Raw genomic sequence first — 11,933 nt, 5'->3', positions numbered from 1 at the left:
CACCGACTGTGGAGCCTGTTATGTACCGTAAAATAGACGGTAGTGAATACCAACGTATTTTTGTGGTAGGCGATATTCATGGCTGCTATAAAAAACTGATGGATGCTCTCGGTCGCGTACAGTTTGAGCGTTCGACGGATCTATTGTTGTCTGTCGGGGACTTGGCGGATCGCGGCTTGCAGAATATTGAGTGTTACGAACTGCTCACTACTCACTGGTTTCATGCTGTTCGTGGTAATCATGAGCAGATGGCAATTGATGTGCTAGCTGGAGGGGAGGTTGACACCTGGATAGCGAATGGTGGGCAATGGTTTTTCTTACTGGAAACCAGCAAGAAACTTCTGGTAGAGCAACTCATTAAGCGGGCAGAAAAATTACCTTTAATTATTGAGGTAAATACTGAGCGCGAGAAATATATTATCGCTCATGCTGATTATCCTTCAGATGAATACGTCTATGGTAAACCTGTCAGCGAGCAATTAGTGTTGTGGAGCCGTAAGCGGCTTAACGCGGCGATGGAAGGGGATAGTCGCAAAATTGCAGGGGCAGATAAATTTATCTTCGGACATACGCCGTTGGTGAAACCGTTACTGTTTAAAAATCAGCTTTATATTGATACTGGCGCGGTATTTGGTAATACGCTGACCGTGATTCAAATCCAATAGCCTGTGTTCGGGTTGTCGTTTTTTGCCTACTGTTGTGGTTTAACCGCTTTAAGTCGAGTGACGAACAGCCAGGGTTGCAGTGAGGACTTTTGGTAAAGCTATCGGCTGGCCTTGTGTACTGATCTGTCGGCCAGCCGCTATCAATTAAAATGAGATAAAACGGGACGTATACTTATTCAGTAATAGAATACGCGACAATAATACAGAGGCAGCGAATACTGATAGTAGCAATGTAAATCTTAGTGTGACGTCTGACAGATTATATGCGCTGGCAATGAAATAGAAAATACCATCATGCAGTATGTACACCCCGATCATTGAGGGGCTGATATAGGCCAATGTTTTCTTTATCCATTCATGTTTAGTGTCAAAGTTATCAAATATGACAAATAAACATAAACTGAGTATTAAAACGTGCAAGTTATCGAGGAAATAACCGGCATTAACGGTTTTATACACATGTATCGACATAAAACTTTCGTAAAAATACATTGAGATCGCGGTTGGCAGCAGTAGCACCTTAGCGGCGAAACGTATTCTTGGTAACTTTGTTATTTTCTGGCATATCTTCGAGCAAAGGAACCTACCAGCCATATAATAGAAAACCCAAGTCCATAATCTAAAATATTGTGGGAAATCAATTAAATATGGTCTTTCAGTGAAGGCACTGATCAGGTCAATCGTGACAGAGAAAATAACCAGACACGAAAGCGTTATTATGGCCGTTCGGTTACTTTTCAAAACCTTCGAGATTATCGGATTCAGCAGGTAAATAATGGCAATGCTGAACAAAAGCCAACTTTGTAGGAAGTATCCTCGTTTGAAACCATCCTCATTGATAAAATAGAAAAGGACGTTCCAGAAGATAATAATAGTTATTATAGACTTCAGCTTACGCAGGATATCCTGTTGATCTATCTCATCATTAGAGTCGATATAGCCAATGATCATGAAAAATAATGGAGTGGCAATAATTGATAAAAAGTACAGAACACTCATTACTTCTCCGCCAAGAAAACACTGGTCAGTACAGGTTTTACTTGCAGAGTAGAAAGTAACAGCAGAAAAGCAGCTTAACGTTTTTAGGGCATGTAAACCGACGTTTCTCATAAAGTAGTTTGACTTAAAATAAGGTTAACTGAGGGATGCAGCTTCATAGGGCGTATGGTTTGCATCGGGACCTTCCTATTCAGACTACTAATATATCTATATTTTTGCATACAATCCTGATGCTGTCACGTTTGTAAAACTTAAACAAAAATGAATAATAAGGAAATATTTCACAGAGAAAAAGACGTTTCCTACACCTTCCGGTGTTGACATCCTATATATATCTACACCCCCCTATGTTCTACTAACAAGTAGGGAAAAGTGCCGTGTTATCTATTTGTTTTGTAACGATATTAAATCGTATTCCAAACAGATATGAGTTAATTATTCATGGGATGCTGAAGCGCTAACGGGTGTGGCCAATATGATAAGCTGTATGATAGTCGATAACGATAAATATCAAACACTGGGTATGGTAACTGTCGTAAAAAAAATATTTGCATCGTTAGGTTTTAAAAAAGAGATTAAATTCTATCGAAAAGCATTTTATTCAGCAGATGCTATTTTTATTGGTGTTGATGAATTCAGTTTTTTCGAAGCGCTAAAGCGTTTGGATAAGGCCCCTTCTGAAGCAGATGTTTTTTTGATTTGTGATGCCAGACTGAATAGCTTTTTACAAGGTATCCCCAGATTCAGTAATGTAACTATGATTTTCAGAGAGGATTCGGTTGATACAGTGATCAACAAGATTACCGCTGTATTTAAACGAAAATTTCGTGGGCTTAAAGATAATTTAGTTGAACGGAAGGCCACTGCGGTGTTGGGGGTGGCGTCATCCGAGCGGCAGTATTTAACGCCGAATGAAAATATTGTGTTGAAGCTATTTAATGAAGGTTTTTCAGGCGGTGATATTGCCAGAATTTTGAAAAAGAGTGAGAAAACAGTTAGCGGACAAAAACGTTCTGCTATGAAGAAGCTAGGTGCTCGTACTGACGTTGAGTTGATTAAAATGTTTATGTTCAAATAGTTAATGAAAGTAACTTAATTCTTTATTATTTTGGCGTCGACACCAGAGAATATCAAAAGGATGTTCTTACGTTAGCGGGCAGGGATGCCAGCACCTAACTTTCCGGGTAGGCCGGACAGCCCCAAAGGCATTTGGGGCTGCTTGATGGTGTTGATATTTATCAGTTTTAATAAAAATAGAATCGGTATTAAATACTCTTCAACTTAGCAACCGTACTCTCGATATCAACTTCATGCTCAGAAAATGTATAAGTGACATTTTGGAATGTTATTATTGATAACATTTGCAATGGCACGGTTTTCTCTGAAATATCTTCTTCCTGCGGCCGGATTTTGTTCATCAGTAAATTTACTGAAAGTATGGTATTGGCTTTATCTACCTCGGCCTGTGCCGGGACTTCTTTAGTAAAAGTATTGAATGACTTGATGCTGGTGAGTTTGATTCTCTCGTTAGCAATGAATATGTATTTACTCTCAATTGCTACTTTTACAGCAAATGCTGACAACCCTTTGGTATTGGTTGTTGGCTCAAAGGTAACTTCAGCCCCTTTTTTGATCATCTCGGGATTAGCAACTTTAATAACGTGAAAATAACGGTTATCTCCGTTCTCATCGGTGATAAAACCAAAGCCTTTATCTTCAAAAAAAGTTGTTATTCTACCGTTCATCATGCATCTCATATTAGCGTATCCAATGGATAAGTATAATACAGGTGAATAGCTTTCAGATACAGTCTGTCAGTTCGCTAAGGCGCTTTTCAGCCCCATTATAGTGAGCTATAAAAGCAAAAAAATGTGGCTTTCTGTGCTGATAATAGAGCAATAAATCGGCGTTTTTCACTTTTTCTCTTCTTTTTGTGATCTCTGCTGTGGACAAAAAACAGTTCTATTGCTGTACTGTAGTTGACACACGATTTGTGTCCAACATTCACGTAAAGGTAAGTTTGATGTCTAAGATTAAAGGTAGCGTTAAGTGGTTCAATGAGTCCAAAGGTTTCGGCTTCATTACCCCAGAAGATGGCAGCAAGGACGTTTTCGTTCATTTCTCAGCCATCGCTAGCAATGGTTTCAAAACTCTTGCTGAAGGCCAGCGTGTAGAATTTGAAATCACGAACGGTGCCAAAGGCCCATCTGCTGCTAATGTTATCGCTATCTAAGTAGCCCATATTTATTAAAACCCGCCTCAATAGGCGGGTTTTTTATTGGCGGTATCAGTAAGGTAAAAACGGCTTTGTTGAATGATATGGCTTGAGTGGCTGTCTCGCCATCAACAAAAATAGCAATGAGGGGAGTGAGTCGTCTTAATTTAGTAGAGATAGATTTTGAGAAAAATCACTGTGATGGCCAGACAAAAAAGGGTTGCTAGCCACTCGCCCCGTTTCTTAGGTAATCCAAACATAGCGCTATCCGGTACGTCAGTCACCACCAGTGGCGAACTGTTCTCAACCAAGTGATTATCCAGTTCATAGATTAAGAAAACATTAAGATGATATCCGCAGAGATATGACTTTCTAGCCAGTGCACGTTTCCGGGTAATATTACGGACTACCTGGAAAGCTAAACTGGCTTATAGTTACGGTTCTTATAGTTGATAGCTATTATTTTTATAGTTAATAGTTATTATTGCCCCGCAAAGTGATTGACCAATATAAAGGCCAGCATCGTCATCGCAAGTGAACCCGCCAGGTTAAGCAAAACAGTTCCTGCCGCCCATGCCAGCTTGCCATCTTGGATTAGGTAAACCACTTCCACCGAGAAGGTGGAAAACGTTGTCAGGCCACCACAAAAACCTGTCGTGACCAGTAGCTTCCATACCGGGTCAATATGTGTAACGCGGGTAAACAGGGATAATGCCAGCCCGATGATAAAGGCACCAATCAGGTTTACCAACAGTGTTCCTACGGGGACATGGCTTGATAGGCTGTTTAGCTTCAGGCTTATCAGCCAGCGGGTGACGCTGCCCACACCACCACCAATAAATACTGCGAGTAATGTATTAAACATAAATACCTTTCATTATGGATACCGCATCGTGCGGGTAGTTTGTTGTTATTCGCGGGCTTTTCAGAAAGGCTTAGGCGCAATACTACGCACCTTAATGAAAAGGTTACGTAGACATCATCAGCCTTGAAGGGCGGTTATGGAGGAATGTCATCTCCAGATCTTGCGGTTAATAATACACTGACTTCCTGCATCTTGAAATCTATTGGGAATAGTTTTTAACTGGCTAGCTCAATACGGTTACGCCCATTATCTTTAGCCAGGTACAGTGCGGAGTCAGCAGCTTTCAACCATTGCTGATAATTAATCATATCGTGCCTGTAATCAGCAATGCCAGCACTCACTCTAAGTTGTAGGGTAGGGGCTTGAGTAAAGACTAACGCGGCCAGTTTTTCTTGAATTCGCGTTAATACTTCGCGGGTTTGTTCGGCAGTGGTATTGGGTAAAATAGCGCCAAATTCATCTCCACCATAGCGGCCGACAATATCAATGGCTCGCAGCCCCAGCAATAACTCCTCGGCAAGAATCGTAATAGCTTCATCACCAACCGCATGACCAAAGGTGTCATTTATGGCTTTGAAATTATCAATATCAAGTAAAATGAGTGTTGCGCCGTGCTGATAGCGCCGGCAACTGTCAAACTGATTATGCAACTGGTGTTCCCAATGCCTGCGGTTGTACAAACCAGTTAACCCATCTCTTACACTAATACGTAATAACTCTTCTTTGCTTTCGGCCAGACGCTTGGCGGTGCGATAGGTTACTAATCCGAGCAGGGAAGGGTAGATAATTATCATCGGCAAACAGGCATAAACCTGAAGTGGAGACGTTTCAGGTTTAAAGGGCAAATTAAATATCCATGCGGTCAATAAACTACAGGAGATTTGCAAGGCCAATCCTTTGCAAAAAATGTTCTTACCCCCCGAAGCAATATTATTCATACTCATCATGGATAGAATAACAACAGAGGGTAACGCATTGAATGACATGATTGCTACCCAGACACCACCCAGTGCTGAGTCTATTTTCATGTTGATTATTTCTTGATCAAACGGTTGTTCAGAGCGCAATGCCAGCAAGAATGCAATATGTGGCCATACCAAGCCATTAATAGCTAACATCAGCCATAGCCATAGTGGTGAGTTCTGTGTGTAGAGCACTGAACTTACACAAAACATACCAACACCCAAGCCAAATACTCGAGGTAAATAAGTCCTTTTAGCAAAGCTTAACCCTGATCGACGGGTATTTATTCTACTTGAATAAGGCAATTGGCGGCTCCCTCTTTCTTTTTGCTCTGGGGGGGATGTTAACGACAATGTCTCATCCTGAATAAGTCAAAATAAGTGCTCATAGACCCTGAGTAAATCATAGTTCACTAACGAAATCTGTTACATATTACTGTCGTTTTAATCGGTAATTTTTTCGTAAATAGGCCATTATTTAACGATATCCAGCGTCATTGGTGTTGTCGACCGCGAGTGAATCTCATCATTCTGATTCATGTTAGTGATTCAGGGGGGCAGGGAGTACTCATATCGGCGCAATATCCAGTAAGAAGGATATATTCATTGTTTAATGAACAGAACTAATCAAGAAGGTGAGTATGGAAGGTATCAGCATTACCAAACTGTTGGTAGTCGGCATATTGATTGTATTGTTATTCGGAACCAGCAAATTGCGCACGTTGGGCGCGGATTTGGGGGCTGCCCTGAAAGGTTTTAAAAAGGCCATGGGTAATGACGATGCATCTACGGCGACGCCTGTAACTGCAGCTAAAACGGCAGATGAAGCCAAAACAATACCTCCAATCGAGCATAAGGACTGATTGCCCTCGCTTGATGTCGCCGGTATCCGGTCATAGCAGAAGCATAATAGTTCTATAGCTTAGCTATTATCAGCTAGCTTTTTATGTCTGGTAACAGGAAACGGATCTCCAATGGAAATCCGTTTTTGCTTATCTGGCATTTAAGGTGTAACTAAGTGTTTCAGTAAATTGGCCTGAAAATCTCATCAGGCCAATTTATTTATTTTACTTCTAACCCTTTTGCTTGCAGATCGGCATGATAAGAAGAGCGAACAAACGGGCCACAAGCCGCATGAGTAAAGCCCATTGCCATGGCTTCTGCTTTCATTTCATCAAACTCAGCCGGGCTGACGTAGCGCTGTACGGGTAAATGGTGGCGGCTTGGTTGCAAATACTGCCCCAATGTCAGCATGGTGACCCCATGGCGGCGCAAATCATGCATAACCTCAACGATTTCAGCATTGGTTTCACCCAAACCAACCATCAACCCTGATTTAGTCGGAATATCAGGATGGGCTTCTTTAAAGCGCTCAAGTAATTTAAGCGACCACTCATAGTTAGCCCCTGGTCGCACTTGACGATACACGCGTGGTACGTTTTCCAGATTATGGTTGAACACATCCGGTGGTGTGACAGTCAAAATATCTAACGCACGATCCATGCGACCACGGAAGTCAGGTACCAGTGTCTCAATTTTTATGGTCGGATTTTTGGCACGAATGGCTGAGATACAATCGGCAAAGTGCTGAGCACCACCATCGCGTAAGTCATCACGGTCAACTGAGGTGATCACCACATAGCGCAATCCCATATCTTTAATAGTTTGCGCCAGCTTTTCTGGTTCATTGGCATCAGGTGTAACCGGACGACCATGGGCAACGTCACAGAATGGGCAACGGCGGGTACAAATTGCGCCGAGGATCATAAAGGTCGCCGTTCCGTGGTTGAAGCACTCTGACAAGTTAGGGCAGGATGCCTCTTCGCAAACCGAGTGCAGACCGTTTTTACGCATTGCTGCCTTGATACCCTGAATGCGGCTGGAGTCAGCAGGTAGCTTGATTTTCATCCATTCGGGTTTACGTAGCAGTTCCTGACGTTCGGTAACCACGGTTTTAATCGGGATTAACGCCATTTTATCTGCGTCGCGATATTTTACGCCGCGTTCCATCTGAATCGGTTTACTCATAATCGTGCAGGTTCCAGTTCTGAATCTCTCAATTCGAGATTTTTCATTAAATTCAACGTGATATGGCGTTCGTTAAAAATTTTTTGAAAATTGTTTAAAAATTATATCATCATTCCCCTATCCTATTCAGCCCCCAATTTTGTAGGCGTTAAGGTATAGCGTTCCAATTCCCCTGCCAGTAGATTTGTCATTCGCTTATTGCTTTGCTGCCACTCCAATTATGTTGGCTATGCTGAAAGAGCCAAGGCATTCACGATTTCAATTAGCTAACTTAGGGTTTGTCTGATGATAAATAGTCTGCCTGCGACCATGGCTGCTGCTCTGCTTGCGGATAGCCTAATTGGCGGGTAAATTCGCGCACCAAAATTGGCTGGATATCAGCAACAGTTGTACCTGCTTTTAATGCACTGACCTGGGTCATTTGCATACCGGCATAACCGCATGGGTTTATGCGTTGGAACGGCTCCAGGTCCATATCGATATTCAAAGCCAGCCCGTGAAACGAGCAACCTCTACGGATACGCAATCCCAACGAGCATATTTTTTGCTGACCGACATAGACACCGGGTGCATCTGGGCGGGCTTGTGAATCAATAGCAAAATGAGCCAAGGTGTGAATCACAGTATTCTCTATCGCGGTAACCAATTGCCGCACGCCAACTTTGGCACGCTTGAGGTCAATCATGACATACATAACTTGCTGACCGGGTCCATGATAAGTGACCTGCCCGCCTCGATCGCTCTGGATAACTGGAATGTCACCGGGCATCAGCACATGTTCGGCTTTCCCTGCCTGGCCCTGAGTGAAGACATGCTGATGCTCAACCAGCCAGATTTCATCAGGAGTGGCGTCAGTACGGAACTCAGTGAAATTATGCATAGCTTGAGATACGGGGCCATAGGGTTGTAGCCCTAGCTGACGTAAAATGATCTTATGTTGTTGCAAGCGAGGCATCATCTGGTTACAGAAATGGTGGCGTCAGTATACCAGCCCAGCAGTGTGGGGCTACTATTTTGACATTTAAAAAAGCAGGTTTACGGTTCAACCATGGGGTTAAAAGGTAAAATAAGGCCCAGAGCGGGAATATCCGGTCCAGGCCATAATAAGGTGGGCTTGGTACAAATTAGGTATCTTGCTCGTCGGCAATAAGGCTTAACTCTATAGCCTTAATTACAGCACCATCCGCACCAGTTCAAGGTCTGCCAGTTCTTTATACAGGATTTCCACTTGATCAATATGGGTGGCTGTAATGGTGATGGAGACGGAGTGAAAGTTGCCTTTGCTGCTCGGTTTTACCTGCGGGGTATAATCACCCGGAGCATGGCGCTGTACCACTTCCACCACCTGGTTTACCAACTGTGGTTCAGCAATGCCCATTACCTTGTAGGTAAAAGAACAAGGGAACTCAAGCAGTTCGTTCAGTTTAGTTTTCATGTGCGCTCCTGGGTGTTGATGGACAGATTACTGCCGGATAGGTGTTAGGATAATGAAAAAATCATCCGACCCTAAAATTATAACTCCCGCCGGGGCGGGAGTTTCATATTATTTATAATATGGGGATAGTCTGCTGGTTTTCAAGCCCACCAACTAACCGAACCAGCGGTGAAACATCAGTTTGATGTAGTCCACCATGCGGCTAAAGAACCCACCTTCTTTAACTTCGTTCATCACCACTAATGGGCGCTGGTCGATGGTTTTGCCATCTAACTGGAAGTTAATCATGCCAACAACCTGATTCTTCGCCAGTGGCGCATGAATCTCAGGTGTATTCAGCACGTAGCTGGCTTTCAAATCTTTCATGCGGCCGCGTGGAATAGTCAGGTATGCGTCTTTATCAACACCCAACTGCACACGATCACTGTCGCCGAACCAGACTGGCTCTGAAGCGAACTCTTTACCTACTTTTAGCGGTGCGACGGTTTCAAAGAAACGGAAGCCCCAAGTCAGTAATTTTTTACTTTCAGTTTCACGGCCTTTGTAGGTGTGACCACCCAGTACGGCTGAGATCAATCGCATTTGACCATCGGTCGCAGAGGCAACCAAGTTATAGCCAGCAGCTTCGGTATGGCCGGTTTTAATACCATCAACATTCAGACTGGTATCCCACAGTAAACCGTTACGGTTCATCTGACGGATATTGTTGAAGGTAAACTCTTTCTCTTTGTAAATGGCATACTCATCCGGCACATCGCGAATCAGTGCTTGACCAATCAGCGCCATATCGCGCGCAGAGCTGTACTGGCCTTCAGCATCTAAACCGTGAACTGTTTTGAACTGGGTGTTTTGCAGGCCCAGTGCTTTAACGTAGTTGTTCATCAGGTTGACGAATGAGTCTTGGCTGCCAGCAACATAATCAGCCATCGCGACACAGGCGTCATTACCGGATTGCAGGTTGATACCCCGAGTCAGTTTAGAAACCGGTACACGGTCGCCGGGTTTCAAAAACATCAACGAAGAGCCTTTGAATTCTGGATTGCCAGTTGCCCAGGCATCTTTCCCCACGGTAACCATATCTTCTGGCCCGATTTTGCCTGCTTTGATTGCCTGACCGATAACATAACTGGTCATCATTTTGGTCAAGCTGGCCGGATTACGACGCGCATCAGCATTCATTTCTGCCAATACTTTGCCGGAGTTGTAATCAATCAGCACATACGCTTCTGAGTCGATCTGTGGCACGCCGGGGATCATGGTTTTTAGATTTACGTCATCAGCGTTTGCAGCAGAAGCTGCGCTCATAACAATAACAGTGCCGAGCGCCAGGCTCTTGATAATACGAGAAGTAGTTACATATTTCATGATCAGGACAACAACATCCGTGGGAGTAAGTTAAGAAAGTGCCACACTATACCATACCCTTACTTACTTGACGTTGTAGCGGCGTTAGCGGCACTTACTCATCTGAATCACTTGAATTGTGCAAGCTCATCGGGATGCATTTATTTGCGGCCTTGCTGCAACGCCAATAAATTTGGCTATACACTTGTGTGGCGTTTATTCGTTTCACCGTAACATCCTGTTTGCACAGGAGGTTACGGTTATTTTTATCTGACAGACCTTAAATTGCTACAAGGTATGTATGTTTTAAGGTGCCGCGACCACAAATGACTGCTGCTGAGCTTCGCTCGACAGGCGTTGTTGCAGTTCTACGGCCTGTTGGCGGCTACTGAACGGCCCAAGTTGGACACGATGCACACTGCCATTGGTATCTACTTTGCCCGGCACCCCAAAACGTTGGCTCAGACTTTGCTGCCAGGTTTGCGCCCGCTGAGCATCGCTCAACGCACCGACCTGAACCACATAACCACCAGAGCTGGCAGCACCTGTTGTTGCTACTGATGATGTTACTGGACCAGGGTTGGCAACAACTGGTGGTGTCACCGGCCCAGCACCCAGGGTGGATGCAGAATTAACTGCGGGTTCTGAGCTTTCCAATACGCCAGCCGGCACCGGGGTCGATGCCCGCAGGAAACCGCTACTTTGTGGTGCAACCGGTTGAGAGGCATCTGCACCAGACAAATTACTGTTAGCGATAGGGCGCACGGGGGCACTTACTGCGGGCGCATCCTGTTGCATTGGCGTCCCCATCCCGCTGGAGGTCAAATCTGGGCGGTTTGGTAATGCATAACTTTGTTTGGCAATGGTGGTACCTACCATGCCTGGGCCAGACAGCGAACCATCAGGTGCGACATTGATAAAATCAATCTTCACCTTGGTGTTATTCGAAATATTCAGGCGATCAGCGGCCGCTTTAGATAAATCAATCACTCGCCCTGGGGTATACGGGCCACGGTCATTCACGCGCACCACAATCTGGCGGCCATTACTGACATTGGTAACGCGCACATAACTTGGAATTGGCAGCGTAGGGTGGGCGGCGGTCAACGCATTAGGGTCGAACGTTTCGCCAGTTGAGGTTGTGTTGCCGTTAGCTTCTTCGCCATACCAAGCGGCAAGGCCCACCTGAGTAAAGTTTTGTGGATCCTTGATAATGCTGTACGACTGGCCATTGGCTTTATAATCCTGATTAAAATTAGGATTAAAGGGTTCATAGCGCGGCTCTGCCCCACCAATCTCTTCAACCGGGCCGTTGTACGTCTGTTGCACCTGTTGCTGGGGTGCCGGGGGCTGACTGGTACATGCTGATAACAGCACGCCTGCGATGCCTATCCAAAGCCATTCCTTACGCATTGCTCAC

13 protein-coding genes and 1 riboswitch are annotated in these 11,933 nt (G+C 44.4%); of the genes, 4 read left to right on the top strand and 9 right to left on the bottom strand.

The annotated features are described in order from the left end of the window. The first annotated feature begins 20 nt into the window (after positions 1–20). Positions 21–665, top strand: a complete 645-nt coding sequence (locus A6J67_RS19300) for a metallophosphoesterase (protein WP_005182690.1) — start codon at positions 21–23, stop codon at positions 663–665. A 144-nt stretch (positions 666–809) separates the two neighbouring features. Here the strand turns inward: A6J67_RS19300 and A6J67_RS19295 are convergent, their stop codons facing one another. Beyond that, positions 810–1,775, bottom strand: coding sequence for an acyltransferase (locus A6J67_RS19295; protein WP_050074544.1), 966 nt, complete (start codon positions 1,773–1,775; stop codon positions 810–812). Positions 1,776–2,151: 376 nt separating this feature from the next. Between A6J67_RS19295 and A6J67_RS19290 the strand changes: the two genes are divergently transcribed. Next, entirely contained in the window at positions 2,152–2,742 is a 591-nt protein-coding gene (locus A6J67_RS19290) for a helix-turn-helix transcriptional regulator (protein WP_032905730.1), read from the top strand. Between the two features lie 187 nt (positions 2,743–2,929). Here A6J67_RS19290 and A6J67_RS19285 read toward each other — a convergent pair whose 3' ends face one another. Further along, complete coding sequence (locus tag A6J67_RS19285; RefSeq protein WP_032905761.1) at positions 2,930–3,409, bottom strand: cold-shock protein; 480 nt, start codon at positions 3,407–3,409, stop codon at positions 2,930–2,932. A gap of 278 nt (positions 3,410–3,687) precedes the next feature. On the opposite strand from A6J67_RS19285, the gene cspE reads away from it, so the two are divergent. Beyond that, positions 3,688–3,897 carry a transcription antiterminator/RNA stability regulator CspE gene (cspE, locus tag A6J67_RS19280; protein WP_002210315.1) on the top strand — a complete coding sequence of 70 codons (210 nt, stop codon included), beginning with the start codon at positions 3,688–3,690 and terminating at the stop codon, positions 3,895–3,897. A gap of 463 nt (positions 3,898–4,360) precedes the next feature. Here the strand turns inward: cspE and crcB are convergent, their stop codons facing one another. Next, positions 4,361–4,744 carry a fluoride efflux transporter CrcB gene (crcB, locus tag A6J67_RS19275; protein WP_005182699.1) on the bottom strand — a complete coding sequence of 128 codons (384 nt, stop codon included), beginning with the start codon at positions 4,742–4,744 and terminating at the stop codon, positions 4,361–4,363. A 101-nt stretch (positions 4,745–4,845) separates the two neighbouring features. Next, a riboswitch (Fluoride riboswitch) is annotated at positions 4,846–4,908 on the bottom strand. Positions 4,909–4,959: 51 nt separating this feature from the next. Beyond that, positions 4,960–6,012, bottom strand: coding sequence for a diguanylate cyclase (locus tag A6J67_RS19270; RefSeq protein WP_071843523.1), 1,053 nt, complete (start codon positions 6,010–6,012; stop codon positions 4,960–4,962). 335 nt (positions 6,013–6,347) lie between these two features. Between A6J67_RS19270 and tatA the strand changes: the two genes are divergently transcribed. Then, positions 6,348–6,569 (top strand): Sec-independent protein translocase subunit TatA, encoded by a 222-nt coding sequence (gene tatA / locus A6J67_RS19265; RefSeq protein WP_005182703.1) that lies wholly within the window; start codon positions 6,348–6,350, stop codon positions 6,567–6,569. Positions 6,570–6,768: 199 nt separating this feature from the next. Here the strand turns inward: tatA and lipA are convergent, their stop codons facing one another. The 5 genes from lipA to rlpA all read right to left on the bottom strand — a co-directional run bounded on the left by lipA (position 6,769) and on the right by rlpA (position 11,926). After that, positions 6,769–7,734, bottom strand: a complete 966-nt coding sequence (gene lipA, locus A6J67_RS19260) for a lipoyl synthase (protein WP_005182711.1) — start codon at positions 7,732–7,734, stop codon at positions 6,769–6,771. Between the two features lie 271 nt (positions 7,735–8,005). Beyond that, entirely contained in the window at positions 8,006–8,692 is a 687-nt protein-coding gene (lipB, locus tag A6J67_RS19255) for a lipoyl(octanoyl) transferase LipB (RefSeq protein ID WP_005182712.1), read from the bottom strand. Positions 8,693–8,905: 213 nt separating this feature from the next. After that, complete coding sequence (gene ybeD / locus A6J67_RS19250; RefSeq protein WP_032905731.1) at positions 8,906–9,169, bottom strand: DUF493 family protein YbeD; 264 nt, start codon at positions 9,167–9,169, stop codon at positions 8,906–8,908. Positions 9,170–9,322: 153 nt separating this feature from the next. After that, complete coding sequence (dacA, locus tag A6J67_RS19245) at positions 9,323–10,534, bottom strand: D-alanyl-D-alanine carboxypeptidase DacA (protein WP_005182716.1); 1,212 nt, start codon at positions 10,532–10,534, stop codon at positions 9,323–9,325. 285 nt (positions 10,535–10,819) lie between these two features. After that, positions 10,820–11,926, bottom strand: coding sequence for an endolytic peptidoglycan transglycosylase RlpA (gene rlpA, locus A6J67_RS19240; RefSeq protein ID WP_050074548.1), 1,107 nt, complete (start codon positions 11,924–11,926; stop codon positions 10,820–10,822). Positions 11,927–11,933 lie beyond the last annotated feature (7 nt).

The sequence above is a fragment of the Yersinia sp. FDAARGOS_228 genome (assembly GCF_002073315.2).
Lineage (GTDB): Bacteria > Pseudomonadota > Gammaproteobacteria > Enterobacterales > Enterobacteriaceae > Yersinia > Yersinia intermedia.
This window is presented reverse-complemented; position numbering and strand designations above follow the sequence as displayed.